Genomic DNA, 23,658 nt, shown 5'->3' with positions numbered 1-23,658 from the left:
AATGCACTTATGAACCAGATTCTTCCATTAATAGGCCGTGATAAAGAGCTTTTTAGCTATGATATTGCTGAGCATGAAGTTACCTTAAGCAAAATTGTATCAGAATCGCGCTTTCTCGTTTTAGGGGGCGCTGGTTCTATTGGTCAGGCGGTTACAAAAGAGATCTTTAAGCGTCAACCTAAGAAATTACATGTCGTAGACATTAGTGAAAATAATTTGGTTGAGCTGGTACGTGATCTGAGAAGTTCACACGGGTACATCGACGGCGATTTCCAAACTCTTGCACTTGATATCGGCTCAGTTGAGTATGATGCGTTTATTCAATCTGATGGACACTATGACTATGTACTGAATCTTTCGGCCCTTAAACATGTTCGTAGTGAAAAAGATCCTTTTACATTGATGCGAATGATTGATGTGAATGTGTTCAATACCGATAAAACGATCCAGCAATCGATTGATACCGGCGTTAAGAAGTATTTTTGCGTGTCCACTGACAAAGCGGCCAACCCGGTCAATATGATGGGGGCGTCAAAGCGCATCATGGAAATGTTCCTGATGAGAAAAAGCGAGCAAATCGCTATTTCAACAGCTCGATTTGCTAATGTCGCATTTTCAGATGGTTCATTGTTACATGGGTTCAACCAACGAATTCAGAAACGTCAGCCTATTGTGGCTCCAAATGATATCAAACGATATTTTGTCACGCCTCAAGAGTCGGGAGAGTTATGCTTGATGTCGTGTATTTTCGGTGAAAATCGCGATATTTTCTTCCCAAAATTGAGTGAGGCTTTGCATCTTATTTCGTTTGCGGATATTGCTGTGAAGTACTTAGAGCAGCTTGGTTACGAGCCTTATTTGTGTGATTCGGAAGAGGAAGCGCGTCAGCTTGCACACACGCTGCCACAGCAAGGAAAGTGGCCGTGCTTGTTCACTGTAAGCGATACAACGGGTGAAAAAGACTTTGAAGAGTTTTTCACAGATAAAGAAACGTTGGACATGTCTCGATTCGAAAATCTAGGCATCATCAAAAATGATCCTCTTTATGAACAAACGCTTCTTACCCTGTTCGAGAACAGCATTTCTGAGATGAAAGATCAGCGAGCGTGGACGAAAGAGCAAATCGTCGAGTTGTTCTTTACTATGATCCCTGACTTTGGTCATAAAGAGACGGGCAAATACCTCGACAGCAAGATGTAAGCGGAGTATTCAATGAAAGTGACATCAATTATTGAATTTGTGAGAGAGACTTACAAAACCGATGAGTTTATTCCGTTGCACGCACCGACGTTTGATGGCAACGAAAAAGCTTATGTAATGGAAACAATTGACAGCACATTTGTTTCTAGTGTCGGGAAGTTTGTTGATGACTTTGAACGTAAAATCGAGGCCTATACTGGCTCGACAAAAGCGGTAGCAACGGTTAATGGCACGGCAGCATTACACGCTGCATTGTATATGGCTGATGTTCAAAGAGGCGATCTGGTCATCACGCAAGCTTTGACTTTTGTTGCGACCTGCAATGCGCTTTATCATATGGGGGCTGAGCCCATTTTTCTTGATGTGTCTCCAGTAAGTTTAGGTTTATGCCCTAAAGCGGTGGATGCATTTTTGGAAGAGAATGCCGACGTTACCGAGGCAGGATGCATCCATAAAAAAACGGGCCGAAGAATCAAAGCCGTAGTCCCAATGCATACTTTCGGTCACCCCGTTGAGCTTGATGAGTTGGTTGCCGTTAGCTTGAAGTGGAACATCACCTTGGTTGAAGATGCCGCAGAAAGCCTAGGTTCGTTTTATAAGGGCAAACATACCGGCACTGTTGGCGACTTTGGCGCTGTCAGTTTTAATGGCAATAAGATTATCACCACAGGTGGTGGTGGCATGGTTTTATGTAAGACTCAAGAGTTAGGGGCGCGTACCAAGCACGTCACTACGACTGCCAAAGTTCCTCATCCTTATGAGTTTTTTCATGATGAGCCTGGTTTCAACTATCGTATGCCAAACCTGAATGCAGCCCTAGGCTGTGCTCAGATGGAAGTCATCGAGCAATATCTTAAAAAGAAGAGGCTGCTGGCAGAAAGCTACAAGGCTTTCTTCAACGGAACCGACTTTAAATTTGTCACTGAGCCAGAGTATGCTCAATCAAACTATTGGTTGAATGCCGTTATTTGCCCCGACAAAGAAAGCCGCGAAGAGATGCTTGCAGGCACAAACAGTTCCGGTGTGATGACTCGACCTATTTGGCAGCTCATGCACAGATTACCGATGTTTGAGAATGCTATACGTGATGACCTCACGTACTCTAAGTATATAGAGACGCACTTAATCAACCTTCCAAGTACTCCTGTGGATATCCAAGACTAAGTAGGTGTATGGTATAAATGACGCAGATACATAAAAAGGTTGCGGTCTTTACTGGTACAAGAGCAGAGTATGGTCTGCTTTTTTGGCTTTTAAAGGACCTCCAAAGCGACCCTGATATTACACTTCAGTTGCTTGTTTCAGGTATGCACCTATCCCCTGAGTTTGGTGATACTTACCAGCAAATTGAAAAAGATGGCTTCGATATCGATGAAAAAATAGAGATTTTGTTGTCTTCTGATTCGGCGGTGGGTACTGCCAAGAGTATGGGGTTAGGGGTGTTAGGATTTGCCGATGCATTGTCGCGACTATCACCAGATGTCCTTGTTGTTCTCGGGGACCGTTTTGAAGCACTTGCTGCAGCCCAAACGGCAATGATACTTCGCATTCCGATTATTCATCTTCATGGTGGAGAGATCACGGAAGGTGCTTACGATGATGCGATCCGTCATGCGATTACTAAGTTGAGTTACCTTCACGGCACATCAACAGATGAATATCGAAATCGAGTTATTCAGCTCGGTGAATCTCCGGCACGTGTAAAAAATGTGGGTGCGATTGGCTTAGATCACCTAAATCGAGCGTCTTTCATGACGGTCTCTGAGCTGAGTCACTCGCTCAGTTTCGAACTTACGGAGCCTTACTTTGTGGTTACTTATCACCCTGTTACTTTGGGCGATGAGTCTCCTGAGGAAAGCTTTCAAGCACTTTTAGATGCGTTGGATGAGTACCCTGATCATCAAGTTATCCTGACTTACCCGAATGCTGATGACGGTGGTCGACGTATTATTCCGATGCTGGAGGCTTATGCGGCCAATCAACCAAAACGTGTCTTGGCAATCCCATCACTTGGGCAAGTTCGTTATCTAAGTTCGGTAAAACACGCGGCTGCAGTCATTGGTAATTCGTCGAGCGGTATTATTGAAGTGCCAGCCTTTGATGTTCCTACTGTGAACATTGGCTCCAGGCAAAAGGGGCGATTGGCTGCAAAAAGTGTCCTAAACGCAAAGGCTACGAAACAATCCATCAGTAATGCGATTGCTCTCGCCGTGAGTCGAGAGTATAAGTCGCCAGATGAACGTATTATTAACCCTTACGGTCAGGGTGACAGTAGCAAGCAAGTCATAGAGATGATTAAGGGGCTAGATTTTGAACCTTGTAAGTCTTTTTATGATGTAAATATTGAACCTGACTTAAACGAGAAAGCAGAGTGAGACCACAATGACTTTGATTATTGCTGAAGCGGGTGTTAACCATAATGGTCAAGAAGAATTAGCGTTTGCTTTGGTCGACGCTGCTCACAAAGCCGGAGCGGATATAGTAAAGTTCCAAACGTTTAAAGCAAAGAATCTAGTTACTGAAGAAGCGGAACAAGCCGAATATCAAGTAGCAAATACTCAAAAGCAAGAGTCTCAGTTAGCGATGTTAAGTCGTTTAGAGTTATCCTACGAGACTCACCATGAGCTGGTAAAGTACTGTGAGTCGATTGGCATTGAGTTTCTATCAACGGCTTTCGATCTCGAAAGTTTGGATTTCTTAGTCAATGATCTTGGTCTGACGCGCTTAAAGTTACCGTCTGGTGAGTTAACGAATGCTCCTCTGGTATTGGCTCATGCTCGCACTGGCTGTGATCTTATCGTATCAACGGGTATGGCAACGCTTTCTGAAATTGAGACCGCTCTCGGGGTCATTGCTTTCGGCTATATCGCCAACGAAACTGTAATACCTTCCATGCAAGCTTTTCAAGAAGCTTATGCGACCGAAGCCGGTCAAAAAGCCCTAAAAGAGAAAGTCACTATTCTTCATTGTACGACAGAGTACCCAGCGCCGATGGAGGAAATTAACCTCAGGGCAATGGATACGCTAGGGCAAGCATTCGATTTAACTGCAGGCTATTCGGATCACAGTGAAGGAATTACGATTCCAATTGCGGCCGTTGCCCGTGGCGCTGTTTTGATCGAGAAGCATTTTACCCTGGATAAAAACATGGAAGGGCCAGATCATAAAGCCTCACTTGAGCCACAAGAACTAGAGGCAATGGTTAAAGCGATCCGTCAGATTGAGGTTGCATTGGGTTCTAATGTAAAAACTCCAACTGTTTCCGAAGTGAAAAACAAATCTGTTGCTCGAAAAAGCCTAGTGGCAGCAATGGATATTGAAAAGGGTGAAGAATTAACGGAATCAAACCTTACTATCAAGCGCCCTGGTACTGGCCTATCTCCCTACCGCTATTGGGAGCTTATCGGTAGTCAGGCAAGCAAAGGATACAAAGCAGGAGACCTGATTGTTGAGTGATAAGGCTATGCTTCCTATTGTGATGATAGGTGGAGGTGGTCATGCCTCCGTCCTTGCTGAAATATTGCTTACTCAAGGAAGAGAAATACTGGCCGTGATAAGCCCTGAAGATGTCAGCCAACGTTCTGTATTTAAAGGAATCACTATCCTTGAGAAGGACGAAGATATTCTCAGATTTGACAAAGACAAGGTACTTTTGGTCAATGGTATTGGAATGATGCCTAAGTCGGGTTTCAAGCAAAGAATTAATGAATATTTTCTTTCTTTAGGTTTTGAGTTTGAGACGGTTATCGCTGACAGTGCATTCGTTTCACCTTACTCAAAAATTGAAACAGGCGCCCAGATCTTACCTATGGCGGTTATACAGACTGGGGCAACAGTTGGTTGCCACAGTACAATCAATACGAGCGCTTTGATTGAACATGATTGTAAAATAGGCTCTTACAATCATATTGCTCCCATGGCGACATTATGTGGCCAAGTGACGACTGGCAGAGGAACCTATATTGGCGCTAATGCTACTGTTATCCAGTCGATTGACCTAGGGGAGGATGTGATTGTGGGGGCTGGTACGACAGTGACACAATCGCTAGATACTCGTAGCATATGTTATCCTGTAAGAAATGTGGTTAAGCTGTATTAATACCTAACTTCAATTTAGGTAGAGAAACAAATAAAAAGGTGAGTAATGATTCACTGTTGGAAAAACGTATTAATAAAACCTCAAAACACGATTCGCGATGCGTTAGAGATAATTAATACCGAGGCTCTAAAGGTAGCTCTGGTTGTCGATGAGCAACAGAACCTAATTGGTGTAGTCACGGATGGAGACATTCGTCGTGGCTTGTTGAACAACTTGCCACTGACTGAGTCAGTGGCAAAAGTGATGAATACTCAACCCACAACTGCACTCAAAGCAACATCCCGTGAAGAGCTAATTAGATTGATGGATAGCCAAGATATCCTGTCTGTTCCTTTGTTGGACTCAGATGGAAAACTTGTTGGCTTAGAAACATTACATGAGGCGCTTCATCAACCAAAACACCAAAATCCAGTATTCATCATGGCTGGTGGTTTTGGTACTCGCTTAAAACCTCTAACTGATACATGCCCTAAGCCGATGCTTCACATTGGCAACAAACCTATTCTTGAGACGGTAATTCGTAGCTTTATCAAGTCAGGCTTTGTTAACTTTTACATCTCCACCCACTACATGCCAGAGCAAATCCAGTCTCATTTTGGTGATGGGAGTGAGTTGGGCGTTAACATTCGCTATGTTCATGAGGAGCACCCGCTTGGTACTGGAGGTGCGTTAGGCTTGCTCCCTAAAGATCTACCGCAAGGCCTACCGCTGATCATGATGAATGGCGATGTACTAACTAAGGTTGATTTCCAACGCTTGCTTGACTTCCATGTTGAAAACGATGCAGATGCAACCATGTGTGTTCGTGAGTATGATTACCAGATCCCTTACGGTGTTATCAATGGCATAGGGAACAAGATAAGCAGTATGGTTGAGAAGCCAATCCAGCGTTTCTTTGTCAACGCTGGTATTTATGTGGTCTCTCCGCGCGTTATTTCCTCTGTCCCTATGAACCACCATATCGACATGCCTACGCTTTTAGAACAACACATGCATGAGCGAGACAATGTGTTGATGTTTCCGATACATGAGTATTGGCTGGATATTGGTCGCATGGATGACTTTAATCGAGCTCAAGCCGACATCCACACGCTAGGTATGGACTAATTGTGAAGACTGTCGCTGTTATTGGGCTGGGTAATATTGCTACCCGGCACCGAAGAAACCTAAAACATCTTTTTCCTGAAACTCGGTTACTTGCAATGTCTGCAAGTGGGCGGGTCCCAGGTGAAAACGTGTCAGATTGCGATCTGGTCGTGTCCAGTATTGAAGAGGTTATTCGCCAAGGTGCTGAATTAGTGATTATCGCATCTCCAGCCCCTTTTCATGCCCAACATGCTATTCCTTTTCTTAAGGCGGGCATTCCTACGCTGATAGAGAAGCCAGTGACCGCCTGCTTCGAAGACTCCAAAAAACTCATCGCAATAGCTGAGCATACTCAGACTCCGGTAGCGGTGGGCTACTGTTTACGCTATTTGCCATCCAGCCAAGTAGTGAAGCAACTGCTGGAGTCACAGAGTATTGGCAACCTGCTGAATGCACAGGTTGAAATTGGTCAGTATCTCCCGGATTGGCGTCCGACGAAAGACTACAGAGAAACGGTCTCTGCGAAAGAAAGCCTCGGAGGGGGGGCTCTACTGGAGTTGAGCCATGAGCTAGATTATACCCAATGGTTATTGGGTAATTTGGAAATCCAATTTGCTCATTTACGCTCCTCGACTCAGCTCAGCCTTGAAGTAGAAGACTTGGTGGACACAGTTGCTATAACGGACAGTGGTGCCGTGGTGAGTATTCATCTTGATTTTTTGCAGCGCCAGGCATATCGACGATGCCGTTTTGTTGGTTCTCAAGGAACGATAGAATGGGATTTGATCAAAAATGAAGTCAAACAAACGCTGTTGACTGATACCTCTGTGATCTACAGTGAGCCTGATTGGGATAAAAACAACATGTACCTTAATATGGTGCTGGATTTTATCGCTAAAACTAAAGGCAAACAAAGTAATTGTGTAGGGCTTCATCAGGCGGCGAAAACCATTGAGCTGATTGAAACGATTAAAAGTGGTGCAAACCATCGATAAGAAACTGGAGTTTTTTTGAAAAATTACGCCTTTATTTTTGTACGTGGTGGCTCGAAAGGGTTACCCGGGAAAAACATCAAGCCATTGGCCGGCAAGCCGTTACTAGAGTATTCAATTGAAACAGCAAAAGCGTGTCCGTCTATCTCTAAGGTATTTGTCTCCACTGACGACAGTAATATTGCAAAGGTTGCCGTTGCAGCAGGTGCGGAGTTGATCGAAAGACCAGACGAGCTTGCGACAGATACGAGTGCTGAGTGGTACTCTTGGCGCCATGCGATTAGTTGGGTTCAGGACAAATACGGCGATTTTGAACGCTTTGTTAGCTTACCAGCAACAAGCCCTTTACGTAGCGTAGAAGACGTCGAACTATCGTTGGAACGCTTAGAAAAAGATATGGCCGATATCTGTATTTCAGTAACCCCAGCGAATCGTAGCCCATTTTTTAATATGGTAACGAGAACAGCGCAAGGCTCTGTAGAGTTGGTAAATAAGCCTAAGGGCGAAGTAGCTCGCCGCCAAGATGCCCCTGAAGTATTCGATATTACCACCGTTGTTTACACGACAACGCCACAGTTCGTATTGCAGCATTACGGCATATTTAGTGGTAAGGTGACGAGCGTCGTGGTGCCAAAGCATCGAGCGGTCGATATTGATGACATTTATGATTTCAAGCTGGCAGAAGCCATAGTGATGGGTGACGAATAATGAACGCGCTATTAACGGGTAAAACGATCTTAATTGCGGGCGCTGGCGGATTACTTGGCTCAAAAATTGTCCCTGCGGCTCTTGAACAAGGGGCAACTGTGATTGCTGCCGACCTTAATGTTGAAGGTATGAAGCAGCGTTTGGAAGGGGTAGGTGTTGATCTAACCAACAGTGCTCTGTCACTCTTTGAGCTTGATATTACCAAAGAAGAATCTGTGAAGGCGCTATTCGAGGCAAGTCATCAAGCCATTGATGGTGCAGTGAACACGACATACCCGAGAAACAAAACATACGGCAAACACTTCTTCGATGTCTCGGCAGCTAGTTTCAATGAAAATATGTCCTTACATCTAGGTAGTGCTTTCTTATTTGTGCAACAAGCTGCCGCTTATTTTCAACGAACGGAACAGCCGCTTTCGCTAGTTAATATCTCATCAATCTATGGTGTAGTAGCGCCAAAATTTGAGATATATGACAACACGCCGATGACGATGCCGGTAGAGTACGCTGCAATTAAATCTGCGATTCAGCACTTAAGTAAGTATGCTGCTGCGTACGTGAATGACAGCCGCTTCCGAATCAACTGTGTAAGTCCTGGTGGTATTTTTGACCACCAACCTGAACCATTTTTGGACGCATACAAGTCGCAAACACACGGTGCAGGTATGTTAGATGTTAAAGAAGTAGTTGGATCCGTACTATTCTTATTGTCAGAACAATCTAGATATGTGACCGGGCAAAATATTATTGTCGATGATGGGTTTAGTTTGTAGCCCAAGCTTGAAAGTGAAAAAAATGAAAATAGCAATTATAGATTATGATATGGGCAATGTTCGTTCTATAGAGAACGCTATTAACCATGTCGGCGACTTCGACATTCGAATCACCAGTGATCCTGACGTGATAAAAGCATCCAATTGTATTATTTTGCCGGGTGTAGGAGCGTTTCCTGATGCAATGAAAAAACTTCGAGAGAAGCAGCTTCTCGATGTATTAACCACAGAAGCCACAGTCAATAAAAAGCCGGTACTGGGAATTTGCCTAGGTATGCAGCTATTGTTCGAGTCATCGGAAGAGATAGAGTTAACCGTAGGTCTGGGGTGGATTCCAGGGAAAGTTGAATACATGAAACCGGGAAAGAACTTACGTGTACCTCATGTAGGTTGGAACTCATTGATCCTTAAAAAGAACCAGAGTGTATTCGACTATTTGGGTGAAGACAAAGATTTCTACTTTGTGCACAGTCTGTGGGTTAACTGCCCTGAAGAGTATAAATTGGCAACGTTTGACTATGGCGTCGAAATGACGGCATCGGTCCAGAAAGGTAACGTATTTGGTATGCAGTTCCATCCTGAAAAAAGTCAAAAGAATGGATTAGCTGCAATGAAAAGCTTTCTAGATTGGGCTCAAACACAGCAACAAGGTGAGAGTGATGCTTAAGACCCGATTAATCCCGTGTATCATTACCAAAGGTGAACTTGTGGTTCAGAGCTTTGGCTTCAAAAGATATCTACCAATAGGTAATGTAAAAACGGCGATAGATTTTTTTGTTAACTGGGATGTTGATGAGATCATTGTCAATGATATTGATGCAACGAAAGATGGACGAGCACCAAATGTGGAACTAGTGAGCTGGGCAGCAAAAGAGTGTTTTGTCCCATTAACTGTCGGTGGCGGTATAAAAAGCTTGGAGCATATTCGCCAGTTGTTGAAAGCTGGAGCAGACAAGGTAGCTATTAATTCACTGGCCTTAGATAACCCAGGCTTTATTACGGAGTCATCATCCCTATTCGGTAGTCAGTGCATTACTGTATCAATTGACGCGATAAAGCATGGGGATGAATATCGAGTTTTTGATTATCAAAAGCAATCCGCATTAGACATTGATGTGGTCGAGTGGGCTATGAAAGTAGAGTCGTTGGGCGCAGGTGAAATACTACTGAATTCAGTTGATAGGGATGGTAGCCGTGAAGGCTATGATACACAGCTGCTTCGCAGCGTCAGTGAGCGTCTCTCTATCCCAGTCATAGCGTTAGGTGGCGTTGGCCGGTTTGACCAACTGGCAGAGGGGGCAACTGCTGGTGGTTGTCAAGCATTAGCTGCGGCTAACATTTTCCAGCATATGGAGCACAGTACCATTGCTGCAAAAGCACAAATGAGAAGTGCGAATTTGAATGTGAGATTAAGCTCGGAAGTTAAATATGAGAACTTTGAGCTAGATTTTCTTGGTCGACCATACTAAGCGTATAGATAGATGAAATATTGCAAACGTTGTTTATATCCTGGAAACCACGCCCTTAATCTTGTTCTCGATGATGAGGGGGTTTGTAGTGGTTGTCGCGTACACGAAGAAAAATATCAAATCGATTGGCAGAAAAAAGCAAATGAGCTAGAACAGTTACTTGCCCACTATAAAGAAAGGTCGGGTTCGCATTATGATTGTGTTATTCCAGTAACCGGTACGGGCGATGATTTCTTCGTTGTTGATTTAATCAAGAACAAACACGGCCTTAACCCTCTTTTGGTAACGTACAACACCCACTTTTCGACTAAGGTTGGGGTTCGCAACCTTGCTCGCTTGATTACTGAGTTAGATTGTGATCACATGATGTCCACTGTGGGGCCAGATACAGTAAAAGAAATCACACGTCTTACTCTAGATAAAATGGGTGACATGTATTGGCATGTCCTCGCAGGTAGTCAGACTTTCCCTGTTCAGGTTGCGACCAAACTTGATATCCCACTAATAATCTGGGGTGTAAATGGTTGGCTGGATCAAGTCGGAATGTTTAGCCATCACGACCGCGTAGAAATGACAAAAAAGGTACGCAAAGAACACGCACTTCGCGGTATCGATGCAGAACACCTGGTTGGTAGTAGTCAAAAAGTATCGGTGAAAGACTTACAGGCATTTACTTACCCGTCAGATGAGCAGCTCGAAAAATCTCGAGTTCGTGGCTTGTACGTTGGAAACTACGTGAAGTGGGATTCTCAGAAGCAAATCGAAGACATGATCGAACAGTACGGTTATGAGACTAGTCCGCAAGAGCGTACCTATAATCTTTATGAGTCCATTGCTTGCGCTAACAATGCTAGCGTGCACGATTACATTAAGTATTTGAAGTTTGGGTATGGAAAAGTGAATGATCATGTTGCTCGTGATATTCGCTTAAAGCGTATTACGCGTGAGCAAGGTTTAGAGTTAATCCGACAGTACTTACCGGTTAAACCCAAAGCACTTGGCCGATTCCTTGAATGGGCTGATATCTCAGAATCACAGTTTTTTCAGTACATCGATAAATTCCGTGATCCTAGAGTATGGGAAAAAGAGGCATCGGGAAAATGGAAGCTCAAAGAGACGGTCTTGGATGTAAATATTGCTCCAAGCGAGCAAGCGCTAGCGGTCGAGGATCCGAGAGAATATCAGCAGACCGAACTACTTGAACCTCAGAGCTTTGAGGATGAATACATTCTCCTTGGTCGCACTTATATCGATGAAGCAAACTACAAAGCGAAAGAAGGGTAAGTCATGAGATTTTGTTCAAATTGTGTCATGCCAGATACGAAGCCGGGCATTGTACTTGATGAGCGCGGCTTCTGTAATGCTTGTCGCACGAAAGAGATTAAAGAAACTATCGACTGGAAGAAACGTCGTGAAGAGCTCGATGTTATCGTCAATGACATAAAGGCGCAAAATAACCCATTCTATGACTGTATTGTAGCGGTCAGTGGAGGCAAAGACAGCTGGTATCAAGCGGCCGTTTTAGCAGAAGAGTACGGTCTGAAAGTACTATGTGTAACACTGGCTGCCCATGTCCCCACAACTGAAGGCATAGATAACTTGAACGGTATGATTGAAGACTTAAATGTCGATCATATGAAGATTACTATCAAGCCAAGTGTGTTTCGCAAAATTAGACAGAAGTGTTTTTTACGTCAAGGAGAGCCTAACTGGGCAGAGCATTGTGCAATGTTCTCTAGTGTAGTGAATACAGCATTAATCTATGATGTGCCCCTAGTCGTCTGGGGTGAAGATATAGCATTTGAATTTGGTGGCTTGCAAAGGGCTGAAAGTAAGCCATCTGCACTTGCCATCGATAAAAGTGACCTAATCAAAGAAAAAACGATCCATGACTGGCTCGATAATGATATTTCTGAGAGAGACATATTCTTCTATAAATACCCGGACTATCAGAAGCTTAAAGACGCTGGTGTGAAAAGTATTTATCTTGGACATTTCTTACGTTGGTATGGTCGACAAAACTATGAGTTCGTAAAAGAGCGAGGATTCACAGGAAGGCGAGCAGGTCCTTTACCAGGTAATTTTCTCGATTATGACAATATTGATGAAAAGCTGTGTGAAATTAACATCTGGTTCAAGTACTTGAAATTTGGCTTCTGGCGAGCGACTGACCAAACTTGCTACGATATTTGGAATGACAGAATGACAAGAGATGAGGCTGTCGATATTGTGAATCGTTTACAGGGAGAGTTTCCTGGTAATGATTTAGAGCATTTCTTGCGCTTTCACAATATAACAGAGGAGCAGTTTTGGGAAACAGTCGAGAAGTTCCGAAATCATGACCTTTGGGAAAAGGTTAATGGTCAGTGGCAATTAAAGTACAAGTTAGAAAAAATAAATAATGAGGGAGAGCAATAGTGCTTTCCATCTACAACAAAGTAAAATTTTGGCTCTACTCGAATAGAGTAGGGCCTGATATGCCATTGACTCATTGGATGCTACACTCCAAACGATTAGGTTACTGGTTATGTAATAAAAAATTTAAAGTGTTTGCCGATGGTGCGTCTGTTCGAGCTGGTGCATATGCTGTTGCAACAGACAAAATTTCTTTAGGGAGAAATGTTGTTATTCGTCCAGGTAGCATGTTGCATGCCGATCCAGAGCCCGGAGGTGCTGAGATCATTATTGAGGATGATGTTCTTATCGGCTCTTCAGTCCATATTTATTTGGATACTCATGCTTATGATGACGTTAGTTTGCCTATATATTATCAGGGCTTTTACAAGGCCGAGTCAGTGACACTGAAATCAGGGTGCTGGATTGGAGCAAATGCGGTCATTTTACCAGGAGTAACGGTTGGTAAGAATAGTGTAATTGGGGCTGGCTCAGTAGTGACTAAGTCTATCCCTGATTTTTGTGTAGCGGTAGGGGTACCTGCAAGAGTTGTTAAAAAAATAGAGTAAATAGAATCGGAAGTCGTAGGTCGCTAGCTGATAAGCAAGCGCCGCTTAGTAGGGAAGATCTCGTCCTACCGTCAGACCTGACCAAAATATTGGTTATGCTCTGAATTTCAATTAATAATGCTTCGGAGGTAGAATGAAGTATTTAGTAACAGGTGTTGCCGGTTTTATAGGTTGTGCTACTGCGCTAAAACTCTGTCAACAAGGTGAGCAGGTTATTGGTATCGATAACCTGAATGATTATTATGATGTTAACCTAAAAAAAGCAAGGTTAGCGCGGCTGGAAAAATATAGTAACTTTAGCTTTATCCACGCGGACCTTTTTGATAGAGAACTGATTGCTACCATTTTTAGCCAGAACCAATTTGATAGAGTGATTCACCTTGGTGCGCAAGCTGGTGTTAGATATTCGTTAGATAACCCAAACTTATATTCGGATACAAACCTAACAGGGCACTTAAATATACTTGAAGGGTGTCGCCACAATAATGTTGAGCATTTGATATATGCCTCTAGTAGTTCCGTCTATGGTATGAATGAGAAGCAACCCTTTACTGAGCGTGATGCGGTTGATCACCCTGTCTCCCTGTATGCTGCAACGAAAAGAGCCAATGAACTTATTTCTCATACCTACTCGCACCTCTATCAAATACCAACAACTGGTTTAAGATTCTTTACGGTTTATGGTCCTTGGGGACGTCCAGATATGGCTCCTTACAAGTTTGCGAAGGCTATTATCGAAGGTAAGGCTATTGATGTGTATAACCATGGTGACATGATGCGCGACTTTACTTACATCGACGATATCGTTGAAGGAATCCTTAAAGTTAAAGATATTATACCAGAGCCAGGTGGTTCAAAAATACTACCTAACGAAAGCTCTGCACCTTATTCTATTTATAACATCGGTAATGGTTCGCCGATTAAACTAATGGATTTTATTAGCACTTTAGAGAGCGCTCTAGGGATTGAAGCTAAAAAGAACTTTATGCCTATGCAAGATGGTGACGTGCCTGCTACCTGGGCAGATACAACGTCTCTAAAGCAAGCGGTGAATTATGCGCCTAAGGTAGGGATTGAAGAGGGCGTTCCTAAGTTTGTTGATTGGTATAAAGAGTTCTACAAATAGTCGCGATGAGTAAAAAAATTGTCTTGTTTGTAAGTGGATTACATGGCGGTGGCGCTGAAGGTGTATGCGTAAAAATCGCTAATCAATTGGCGCATCAGGGATATGATATTGACCTACTGGTGTTGAATCTTGCAGACAAGAAGCGTCTTAATGAGGTTTCGCCAAAAGTTCGTCTGCGCAGTTTAGATGTTGGTTCGGTGAAGCTATCGCTGAATTCATTAAAGAACTATATTAAAACGGTGAAGCCTCAGATATTTTTGACCTTCAGTCATGAATTAAGCGTGATGTGTATCGCTGCTAGGAAGTTGTTGAGTAAGAAGTACAACTTCAAGGTCGTTTCTAGAAATATTAACTTTCTATCTCAATCAGTTTTTGCTTCTAATCATCTTATATATGGCTATTTGTATCGTTGGCTTTTGAGGAATATATATGTTTATTCAGATTACTTCATAGCTCAGTCTTTCGCTATGAAAGATGATATGGTCAATGTTCTAAATGTCGATAGTGAACGAGTTAAAGTAATTAATAATCCTTGCTTAAGTGTTAGCTTGGATGATTGTCGAAGTCAGCGAGTCAACGAAGTTGTTTGCATCGGTAGGTTGGAAAAACAGAAGAGATTTGATAGGGCTATCATCAGCTTTTATTTTTGCCACAAGGTAAACCCAGCCATTCATCTATCGATATATGGCGAAGGAAGCTTGAAGAATCGCCTAGTTGACCTTGTGAATAGATTGGGACTTCAAGATCATGTTACTTTTCCTGGTTTCGTTAGTGATCTTAGCTCTGTATACAAACCCGGTACTATTACCCTTCTTAGCTCGGACTATGAAGGCTTTCCTAATGTCCTAGTGGAGTCCATATCTCACGGTGTTCCAGTAGTATCTGTCGATTGTACAAGCGGTCCAAGTGAGATAGTTGAGGGTGGTGTGAATGGTTTCTTATCTTACAAGACAAATGTGATGGCTTTGGCTGAATCTCTAAGACTGGGTTTAGAGAAACAATGGGACATACGCGAAGTAAAGAATTCTTCTGACAAGTTTTCAATAGAGAGAGTTGTTCATGAATATGAAGAAGTGCTCAATAAATTTTAAGTGGTATTAAAAAGTAATGAAGTACGGAGTCATCTTACCATCGCTAGAAAAAAAAGGCCCTAATCTAGTGGCTTTAGACATTATTACTGGACTCTTGGAGCTTCATACTGACATTCAAATAAAGGTTTTCTATTTTCGAAGTAGCAGTAATGAACTGTCATTCCCTGTTGAAACAGAGAAAATTGGCTTTTTTGAAAAAGTCGACTTTTCCAGTTTTGATGTTGTTCATTCACACATGATGAAACCTGATATATTTGTTTTTTTTCATAAACTGATCGGTCGAATGAAGGGGACAAAAACAGTCACCACATTACACCAAAAAGACATGGTTAACCTTCGCTATGATTATGATAGTAAGACCAAGGCATTTTTATATAGTTTAGTTTGGAGAGTATGTTTAAGTTGGCATAACCATATTGTGTTCCTTTCTGACTCTATGCGAAGGTTCTATTTCCCGTTTTTTTTCAATCGTAATCACTCCTTTATTTATAATGGTAGAACATTTGACTCGGCTGAAAAAGTGCCCAAAAAGAAAGTCAGTGATCAGCGGTATAAACTAGGAGTCGCTTGCTTATTGACAAAGAGAAAAGGGTTAGAGCAAGTTGTTAATGCGTTGGCTCATTTACCTGATTATGAGTTCCATATAGCAGGTGATGGTCCTGAAAAAGACTCGCTAATGACTCTTTGTCGAGAAATGGGAGTTGAAGATAGGGTTGTGTTTAGAGGCTTTATTGATGATACCGCTTCCTTTTTAGGTGAACTGGATATTTTTGTATTACCATCTAGAGGTGAGGGTTTTCCTTTAGCACTTATCGAGGCTGCAGCCCAATCAAAAGCGATTGTTGTTTCGGATATGGACGTCGTTCTTGAAGTATTTTCATCTAATGAAGTGAAAATATTTAAAATGGACGATATAGATTCATTGGTGAATGCGATACATGGTGCTTTACACGAGTCTCAGACACTCTCTAAAAATATTTATAAACGTTATTGCCAAGACTTTACTGCTACATCTATGGCTAAAAAGTATTCTCATCTTTTCGAAGCTTTAACTAAAAAGCATTAAAATAAGGCAATTTATGAGCGGTTACTTTGTTTCAATTGTCAGTCATGGACATGATGAACTCATCATGCAAAATGAAAACTGGACTGAGATATCAGCACTTCCTGATGTTACGATAATTATTAAAGATAACTTATCAAGTGAAGTTTTAAAGGAATATTGCCACGAAAAAGGGTTTGTTTATCTTTCAACGCCTGAAGTCATGGGCTTTGGACATAACAATAACTATAACTTTTCTTGGGCTCAACAGCATGGTATTAGTCATGATGGTTGGTTCTTGGTCATTAATCCTGACGTTATTATTGAGTGTCAGCAGTTTGAACGTATGACTACGCTGTTAAAAAAGCAGAATGGCAGTATATTCACGGTGAATCTTTTTAAAGATGAAGAATACACTGTGTCTGAAGATTCACTAAGGTACTTTCCCAATATTAATAGCTTGATGAATCTATTTGCCAGAAAGCCCGTAACCAAAAGTTACAGCAAAGAGTCCTTGACTAACTTGGCTGAAGTAGAGTGGGCGTCTGGGGCTTTTTTAGTCTTTTCTTCAGATCTTTATGCTAAGTTGCAAGGTTTTGATGTGCGTTTCTTTATGTACTACGAGGATGTTGATATTTGCTTCAGGGCTCAGCGTGATTTTGATACCAGCGTAAAATATCTTAGCGAAGTATACGCGGTTCATGAAGGGGCTTACCGCAATCGGAATCTATTTTCAAAACACTTCTATTGGTATTTGGGAAGTCTACTTAAGTTTTTGATTGGAAGTAATCGATGAAAATTTTTCTCACTGGAGCGAATGGCTTTTTAGGAAGCCAGATCAATCGAACGCTTTCAAACAAGTATCAAATGGTCTGCTTTGGACGTACTCCTCCCAAAGGCAGCTGTTCTAGATTTGTTAAGGGCAGTCTAGAGGATCTTGATGAAGGCAACTTGGATTTAGAAGACATAGACGTGGTCATTCATTGTGCTGCCCGTGTACATATGATGAATGACTCTTCGACTGAACCACTAGCAGAGTATCGAAAGATCAATGTAGAGCCCACTGCTCAACTCGCGAGATTAGCGGCAAAGCAAGGAGTAAAGCGATTCATTTATGTAAGCTCAATTAAGGTCCACGGAGAGTTTACTGAGGAAAAGCCTTTCTGTGCAGATGACATCGCGTCTCCTCAGGATGATTATGCTCGCTCTAAACTAGAGGCTGAGCAAGAACTGCTTAACGTATCTGATGAGTTGGGGATGGAAATCGTCATTGTCAGGCCACCACTAATCTATGGGCCTAATGTCAAAGCTAATTTTGCAGCATTAAGTCGATTGGCAAACAAAGGTCTACCTCTGCCATTTGGGTGTATCAATAAAAACGACAGAAGTATGGTGTCTACCTACAATATGGTTGATTTTATCGACACATGCATTACTCACCCTCAAGCCGCTAATCAAGCATTTTTAGTCTCTGATGATGACGATGTTTCTACTAAGCATTTGATTCAGTTACTTAGCGAAGTACAAGGAAAACGCGCTATTCTATTGCCTATCCCTGAAGCTCTCTTTATCATTGCTGGTAAAGTTCTTGGGAAAAGTGATGTCGTTGACCGTTTGCTCGGGTCACTGCGAATAGATATTCAAAAAAATAGCAGTTTACTTGGCTGGACGCCACCATATTCGCTGAGAGAAAGTTTGCTGCGTATGATTAAAGAGTCGAATTAGGCTGGGGCGATAAAGTAATGTTACGAGTTTTAGATTTTTTGCTAGCCGCTATAGGGTTGATAGTCACCTTCCCGATTTTATTGATTGTGACGATCGTTGGCTATTTCGACACTGGTTCTCCAATTTTTATCCAAGAGAGAGTTGGAAAAAATAAGAAACCATTTAAGTTGGTGAAGTTCCGCACTATGAGTAAAGACACTGCTCATGTCGCAAGTCATCTGGCAAGTCGTGCTTCGATCACGAAAATGGGGACATTTTTGCGCAAGACCAAAATCGATGAGCTACCTCAACTTATTAATGTTGTGAAGGGTGAGATGAGTATTGTGGGCCCTCGCCCTAATCTGTTTAATCAAACAGAGCTAATTGCAGAACGTGATAAGTTGGGCGTATACGATGTGTTACCTGGTATCACTGGTTTAGCCCAGGTGAGCAACATCGATATGTCGACACCAGAACTTCTCGCCAAAACGGATAAAAAGATGCTAGATACTTTAAATCTAACGTTGTATTTCCGTTATATTATTGCCACTGCAACCGGTAAGGGCGCAGGAGATCGCGTGTCTAAATCTTAAGTTTCTATTCTTCGCAGGGGTTAGTTTGTGCTCTCTCTGAATCCTATTTGGACAATGCCAAGGCCAGCTAAGAGGCTAGTCAGTGTTGTTATCGATATTATTTTCATCTTTGTGGCATTTTGGGGCGCATTTTACTCACGTATGGGGTCCATCGCGAAGTACTGGGTCGATCCGGACTATTGGTATGTCCTCACAGCGGTGACATTGGTTACCTTGGTTATCTTCACGAATACTGGGCTGTATCGAGCGGTATTGCGTTATTTGAGCCTACAAGCAGTCGTTACCGTCGCGTTTGGTGCTGCGCTATCGGGCCTATCTATCGTTCTGTTTTCTCACTATTTTCAAATGTTTCTCCCTCGCTCGGTTCCGGTTATATATGCCACGTTTTTGGTTTCGATGTGCGGTGGAGCGCGATTGTTAGTACGTTTTTTAGTGGCTGACTTGTTGGTGAAAGGGCGTATTCCTGTACTCATTTATGGTGCAGGTAAAGCAGGGCGACAGCTCTATAATGTTGTTTCTCAAAGCGATGAGTATCGCGTCGTAGCATTTATCGATGATAACCGTAAGATGCATAAAACAACGATCCAAGGCATCACAGTGTTTCGTCGTAAATACCTAGCGAGACTTATCGACAAGCACAAAGTCGAAAAGGTGTTACTTGCGATGCCATCGGCGTCGCGCAGTGAGCGAAAATCAGTCATTGAATTACTCTCCGATTATCCAGTAGAAGTGATGACCATCCCTAACTTGAGTGATATTGTCAGTGGAGAACTGAAGATTGATCAACTCAAAGAGGTTGCGATTGAGGACTTACTTGGTCGCGATCAGGTAGCTCCTGATCAGAGCTTGCTCGAAAAAAATATCAAGGGTAAAGCGGTGATGGTTACAGGAGCTGGAGGTTCTATTGGCTCTGAGTTGTGTCGTCAAATCATTAAGCATCAACCAACTTGCCTAATACTGTTTGAAGCATCAGAATATTCGTTGTATCGAATCGATAGAGAACTGCGTCAAGTGTTTCCAGATCTTTCCTTGATACCGATTCTGGGCAACGTTCAGAATCAAGAGCGACTTCAACAGACTATGAAAGCCTACCGAGTTGATACAGTGTACCATGCTGCTGCTTATAAACATGTTCCTATGGTTGAGTTCAATGTCGTTGAAGGTATGCAAAATAATGTGTTGGGTACTTATCGTGCCGCATGTGCTGCGATTGAAGCTAATGTGTCGTCCTTCGTATTGATCTCGACAGATAAAGCAGTCCGTCCAACTAACGTTATGGGGACAACTAAGCGCTTAGCTGAACTCGGACTACAAGCATTGGCCAAAGGGTACCAACAAGAACACAATACCCTGTTTTCTATGGTACGTTTTGGTAATGTGCTTGGCTCTTCAGGCTCGGTGATCCCTTTGTTTAAGGCTCAAATCGCCAAAGGTGGTCCTGTGACGGTAACTCACAAAGATATAATTCGTTACTTTATGACTATCCCGGAAGCCGCTCAGCTTGTTATCCAGGCAGGCGCTATGGGTAAAGGTGGAGACGTGTTTGTTTTGGATATGGGTGAGCCAGTCCGTATCGCGGAGCTTGCAAAAAACCTAATACATTTGTCAGGTTTGGAAGTTAAAGACAATAGTAACCCAGATGGTGATATTGAAATCCTCTACACAGGACTGAGACCTGGTGAGAAATTGTTTGAAGAATTACTCATCGGAGATAATGTCTCGGAAACATCTCACGATCGCATCATGACAGCTCAGGAAGTCTCGATAGATCAGCATACGTACGATGAGTTACTTGACGATTTACAACAAGCAGCACAAGATTATGATCAACCGAGATTGCGTAAACTGATGCTTGAAGCACCGACTGGCTTTGTACCAACGGATGGAATTCGTGACCTTGTATGGGTTCAATCTCACGAACAGAATTATTAATAAATTAGTAAGAAGAAACTATGAAAATAGCAGTTGCTGGAACCGGCTACGTTGGCCTATCAAATGCAATGCTGCTGGCTCAGAATCATGAGGTAGTAGCAGTAGATATTGATGCAGATAAAGTAGGCATGCTTTGTAATAGGCAATCACCAATTGTGGATACCGAAATAGAGGTGTTTCTTAAGCGTGATGATCTAAACTTTACAGCAACGTTAGATAAGGAATTAGCTTATTCTGGTGCGGATTACGTGATTGTGGCGACACCAACAGACTATGACCCCAAGACTAACTACTTCAATACAGGCTCAGTAGAGGCGGTCATTAACGACGTTATCGCAGTAAACCCAGATGCAGTGATTGTCATTAAATCTACGGTTCCTGTTGGTTACACCAATCGAGTAAGTGAAGAAGTAGGCTCTGAGAACATCTTTTTCTCACCGGAGTTTCTACGTGAAGGCAGTGCGCTTTACGACAACCTAAATCCTTCTCGCATCATTATTGGTGAGCGCAGTGAGCGTGCTAAGGTGTTCGCAGACTTGCTGATTGAAGGTGCGCAGAAAGAAGATATTGATGTGCTGTTTACTGACTCGACAGAGGCAGAGGCAGTGAAGCTATTCTCAAACACTTATCTAGCGATGCGTGTGGCTTACTTTAATGAGTTGGACTCTTATGCTGAAGCCTTGGGTCTGGATACGCGCCAAATCATCGAAGGTGTCGCGCTTGACCCACGAATTGGTGGTCACTACTGTAACCCTTCGTTTGGTTATGGCGGCTACTGCCTACCGAAAGATACAAAGCAGCTTCTAGCCAACTATGATGAAGTGCCGAACAATATTATTGGTGCGATTGTAGATGCTAACCGTACCCGTAAAGACTTCATTGCGGAGTCAATCATGAAGCGTGGGCCGAAAGTTGTAGGTGTTTACCGCCTTATCATGAAGTCTGGCTCTGATAACTTCCGTGCTTCGAGCATTCAGGGCATCATGAAGCGCCTGAAAGCGAAAGGCATCGAAGTGATTGTGTATGAGCCCGTATTGAAAGAAGATCACTTCTTCCATTCACGCGTGATTCGCGATGTGGATGCGTTTAAACAGGAAGCGGATTTGATTATCTCAAACCGTATGTTGCCTGAACTCGAAGACGTAGCTGAGAAGGTTTACACGCGAGACTTGTTCGGTAATGACTAATCTTTGCTGGCTTAATAGCAGAAACAGTTAATGTAAAAACGGGAGCCAATTGGCTCCCGTTTTTTTTATTAATTTCAACAAGTTGTTGCTCGATGCGAGGCTGAGATTGATTACTCTTCGACCTCATCAGACTCTTCATCGAAACTCACATCCAGAGGCTCTTGAGATAAGATGATGCCCGTATTGTCGGCATACACATAGTCTTCTGGTAGGAAGGTCACGCCACCAAAGTTCACTGGCACATCGACTTCACCAACATCAGACTGAGCGGCGCCAACAGGAATAGAGGCGAGCGCTTGGATACCCAAATTCATATCTTCGAGCTCGTCTACTTCGCGTACGCAGCCGTAAACTACAATGCCTTCCCATTCGTTGTCTTCCGCAAGCTGGGCTATCTCAGCGTCAATCAGCGCCTTTCGTAGCGAACCACCACCGTCAATCAGCAAGACGCGACCCACGCCATCTTGCTCTAGCATCTCTCGAATGACCCCGTTGTCTTCAAAACATTTTACTGAGGTAATTTGACCTGCAAACGAGGCTCTGCCGCCAAAGTTACTAAACATTGGTTCAACAACGTCTACTTGATCTAAGTAGATATCACATAGGGCTGAAGTACTGTATTCCATGGCGACTCTTCTATGCAGTTTACAAAAAGTATAAATCGAGTATATCGGGTGAATAGGTCAATGCAATGACAAGGCTCAATTAAGTGATCAGAGTTTGAGCTATAACCACTCCAGAAAACAGGATATTAGTGACCAGTGAGCACTTCACCACGATAGGCATCATAGGGGCGATTTGTGCTGGCTGCGTTGTTTGCCATACGGCTTTGCCGTGCTTGAGAACGACCACGAGACTGAGCACAAATGGCAGGCTAATCCAAAGCGGTGATTGCTGAACCGATAGGTAAATAGCAAAAGCCGCAACCGCGGCCATGAGCAGAATAAAGTGATACAGCTTCGCTTTGTGTTCGCCTAGTCGAACGGCGACGGTGCGTTTGCCACACGCGCTGTCATTTTCGATATCACGCATGTTGTTGACGTTGAGAACCGCAACCGCCAGCAGTCCGCAGCCAATTGCCGGCAAGAACAATAGGGTATCGAGGTGTCCAGTGTGCAAGAAGTAGGTACCAGAGACGCCCAGTAAACCGAAGAAGATAAAGACTGAGATATCGCCAAGACCAACGTAGCCATAGGGCTTGTTACCCACTGTGTATGCAATAGCCGCAGCGATAGCTAACACGCCCAGCCCAATAAAGGCGAGAATGTTCTCCAGTGACTCAAGGGCATGCAATACCAAAAACAGACCGGAGGCTATCGTTAGTACCACATTCAAAATAATCGCTTTTTTCATGTCTTGCTGCGTGACTTCACCAGACTGAATCGCGCGCATTGGACCGAGACGGTTTTCGTTGTCGGTGCCTTTTACCGCATCACCATAATCGTTAGCGAGGTTGGACAAGATTTGCAGCAAGGTAGCCGTGAGTAGGGCGAGGACTGCAACACTCCATGACATCTCTCCTTTGGAGAAGGCGAGGGCGCTACCTGTCACAATCGATACCAGCGCAAGTGGAAGCGTTTTAGGTCTGGCGGCGTCTAACCAGATTCGAAAAGATGAGTTCATGTGCGATTTTTAATTTAACAGTTTGTTTTAGTATACGGGAAAAGCAGAACAGGCTAAACACGCATGAATT

The 23,658-nt window shown here is 43.1% G+C and carries 24 protein-coding genes; 22 read left to right on the top strand and 2 right to left on the bottom strand.

The window, feature by feature from the left end; translation table 11 throughout:
* Positions 1–9 precede the first annotated feature (9 nt).
* From J4N45_RS17430 to J4N45_RS17325, 22 genes are all read left to right on the top strand, one after another.
* On the top strand, positions 10–1,200 hold the full coding sequence (locus J4N45_RS17430; protein ID WP_252012749.1) for a UDP-N-acetylglucosamine 4,6-dehydratase: 1,191 nt from the start codon (positions 10–12) through the stop codon (positions 1,198–1,200).
* A gap of 12 nt (positions 1,201–1,212) precedes the next feature.
* Entirely contained in the window at positions 1,213–2,364 is a 1,152-nt protein-coding gene (locus J4N45_RS17425) for a LegC family aminotransferase (RefSeq protein ID WP_252012747.1), read from the top strand.
* A gap of 17 nt (positions 2,365–2,381) precedes the next feature.
* Positions 2,382–3,575, top strand: a complete 1,194-nt coding sequence (gene neuC / locus J4N45_RS17420; RefSeq protein ID WP_252012745.1) for a UDP-N-acetylglucosamine 2-epimerase — start codon at positions 2,382–2,384, stop codon at positions 3,573–3,575.
* A 7-nt stretch (positions 3,576–3,582) separates the two neighbouring features.
* Positions 3,583–4,656: an N-acetylneuraminate synthase gene (gene neuB, locus J4N45_RS17415; protein WP_252012743.1), complete on the top strand. Its 1,074-nt coding sequence runs from the start codon at positions 3,583–3,585 to the stop codon at positions 4,654–4,656.
* Positions 4,649–5,299 carry an acetyltransferase gene (locus J4N45_RS17410; RefSeq protein ID WP_252014714.1) on the top strand — a complete coding sequence of 217 codons (651 nt, stop codon included), beginning with the start codon at positions 4,649–4,651 and terminating at the stop codon, positions 5,297–5,299. The genes neuB and J4N45_RS17410 overlap by 8 nt, the downstream gene beginning before the upstream one ends.
* Before the next feature lie 45 nt (positions 5,300–5,344).
* The gene (locus J4N45_RS17405; RefSeq protein ID WP_252012741.1) at positions 5,345–6,406 is read left to right on the top strand and encodes a nucleotidyltransferase family protein; all 1,062 of its coding nucleotides are present in this window, start codon (positions 5,345–5,347) and stop codon (positions 6,404–6,406) included.
* Between the two features lie 2 nt (positions 6,407–6,408).
* Positions 6,409–7,380 carry a Gfo/Idh/MocA family protein gene (locus tag J4N45_RS17400; RefSeq protein ID WP_252012739.1) on the top strand — a complete coding sequence of 324 codons (972 nt, stop codon included), beginning with the start codon at positions 6,409–6,411 and terminating at the stop codon, positions 7,378–7,380.
* A 15-nt stretch (positions 7,381–7,395) separates the two neighbouring features.
* Entirely contained in the window at positions 7,396–8,085 is a 690-nt protein-coding gene (locus J4N45_RS17395; RefSeq protein WP_252012737.1) for an acylneuraminate cytidylyltransferase family protein, read from the top strand.
* Entirely contained in the window at positions 8,085–8,858 is a 774-nt protein-coding gene (locus J4N45_RS17390; protein ID WP_252012734.1) for an oxidoreductase, read from the top strand. The genes J4N45_RS17395 and J4N45_RS17390 overlap by 1 nt, the downstream gene beginning before the upstream one ends.
* A 22-nt stretch (positions 8,859–8,880) precedes the next feature.
* Positions 8,881–9,525: an imidazole glycerol phosphate synthase subunit HisH gene (gene hisH / locus J4N45_RS17385; protein ID WP_252012732.1), complete on the top strand. Its 645-nt coding sequence runs from the start codon at positions 8,881–8,883 to the stop codon at positions 9,523–9,525.
* On the top strand, positions 9,518–10,327 hold the full coding sequence (locus J4N45_RS17380) for a HisA/HisF-related TIM barrel protein (RefSeq protein WP_252012730.1): 810 nt from the start codon (positions 9,518–9,520) through the stop codon (positions 10,325–10,327). The genes hisH and J4N45_RS17380 overlap by 8 nt, the downstream gene beginning before the upstream one ends.
* Positions 10,328–10,339: 12 nt before the next feature.
* Entirely contained in the window at positions 10,340–11,611 is a 1,272-nt protein-coding gene (locus J4N45_RS17375; RefSeq protein ID WP_252012728.1) for an N-acetyl sugar amidotransferase, read from the top strand.
* A gap of 3 nt (positions 11,612–11,614) precedes the next feature.
* A complete protein-coding gene (locus J4N45_RS17370; RefSeq protein ID WP_252012726.1) occupies positions 11,615–12,745 on the top strand; it encodes an N-acetyl sugar amidotransferase in 1,131 nt (376 codons plus the stop codon).
* Positions 12,745–13,290: an acyltransferase gene (locus J4N45_RS17365; protein ID WP_252012724.1), complete on the top strand. Its 546-nt coding sequence runs from the start codon at positions 12,745–12,747 to the stop codon at positions 13,288–13,290. The genes J4N45_RS17370 and J4N45_RS17365 overlap by 1 nt, the downstream gene beginning before the upstream one ends.
* 133 nt (positions 13,291–13,423) lie before the next feature.
* Positions 13,424–14,416: an NAD-dependent epimerase gene (locus J4N45_RS17360; RefSeq protein WP_252012722.1), complete on the top strand. Its 993-nt coding sequence runs from the start codon at positions 13,424–13,426 to the stop codon at positions 14,414–14,416.
* 5 nt (positions 14,417–14,421) lie between these two features.
* Positions 14,422–15,507 carry a glycosyltransferase gene (locus tag J4N45_RS17355; RefSeq protein ID WP_252012720.1) on the top strand — a complete coding sequence of 362 codons (1,086 nt, stop codon included), beginning with the start codon at positions 14,422–14,424 and terminating at the stop codon, positions 15,505–15,507.
* A gap of 16 nt (positions 15,508–15,523) precedes the next feature.
* The gene (locus J4N45_RS17350) at positions 15,524–16,573 is read left to right on the top strand and encodes a glycosyltransferase family 4 protein (RefSeq protein ID WP_252012717.1); all 1,050 of its coding nucleotides are present in this window, start codon (positions 15,524–15,526) and stop codon (positions 16,571–16,573) included.
* Positions 16,574–16,586: 13 nt separating this feature from the next.
* The gene (locus J4N45_RS17345; RefSeq protein ID WP_252012715.1) at positions 16,587–17,345 is read left to right on the top strand and encodes a glycosyltransferase family protein; all 759 of its coding nucleotides are present in this window, start codon (positions 16,587–16,589) and stop codon (positions 17,343–17,345) included.
* Positions 17,342–18,274 (top strand): UDP-glucose 4-epimerase family protein, encoded by a 933-nt coding sequence (locus J4N45_RS17340; protein ID WP_252012704.1) that lies wholly within the window; start codon positions 17,342–17,344, stop codon positions 18,272–18,274. Before J4N45_RS17345 ends, J4N45_RS17340 begins: the two co-directional genes overlap by 4 nt.
* Positions 18,275–18,291: 17 nt before the next feature.
* A complete protein-coding gene (locus J4N45_RS17335) occupies positions 18,292–18,846 on the top strand; it encodes a sugar transferase (RefSeq protein ID WP_252012700.1) in 555 nt (184 codons plus the stop codon).
* Between the two features lie 27 nt (positions 18,847–18,873).
* Complete coding sequence (locus J4N45_RS17330; RefSeq protein WP_286036891.1) at positions 18,874–20,778, top strand: polysaccharide biosynthesis protein; 1,905 nt, start codon at positions 18,874–18,876, stop codon at positions 20,776–20,778.
* 20 nt (positions 20,779–20,798) lie between these two features.
* Positions 20,799–21,965, top strand: coding sequence for a nucleotide sugar dehydrogenase (locus J4N45_RS17325; RefSeq protein ID WP_252012699.1), 1,167 nt, complete (start codon positions 20,799–20,801; stop codon positions 21,963–21,965).
* A 110-nt stretch (positions 21,966–22,075) separates the two neighbouring features.
* Here J4N45_RS17325 and rraA read toward each other — a convergent pair whose 3' ends face one another.
* Together rraA and J4N45_RS17315 are read right to left on the bottom strand one after the other, a co-directional pair.
* The gene (gene rraA, locus J4N45_RS17320; protein ID WP_234495051.1) at positions 22,076–22,591 is read right to left on the bottom strand and encodes a ribonuclease E activity regulator RraA; all 516 of its coding nucleotides are present in this window, start codon (positions 22,589–22,591) and stop codon (positions 22,076–22,078) included.
* A 79-nt stretch (positions 22,592–22,670) separates the two neighbouring features.
* Complete coding sequence (locus tag J4N45_RS17315; RefSeq protein WP_252012698.1) at positions 22,671–23,588, bottom strand: 1,4-dihydroxy-2-naphthoate polyprenyltransferase; 918 nt, start codon at positions 23,586–23,588, stop codon at positions 22,671–22,673.
* Between the last annotated feature and the right edge of the window lie 70 nt (positions 23,589–23,658).

This window comes from Vibrio sp. SCSIO 43140 (assembly GCF_023716585.1).
Classification (GTDB): domain Bacteria; phylum Pseudomonadota; class Gammaproteobacteria; order Enterobacterales; family Vibrionaceae; genus Vibrio; species Vibrio maritimus_B.
This window is presented reverse-complemented; position numbering and strand designations above follow the sequence as displayed.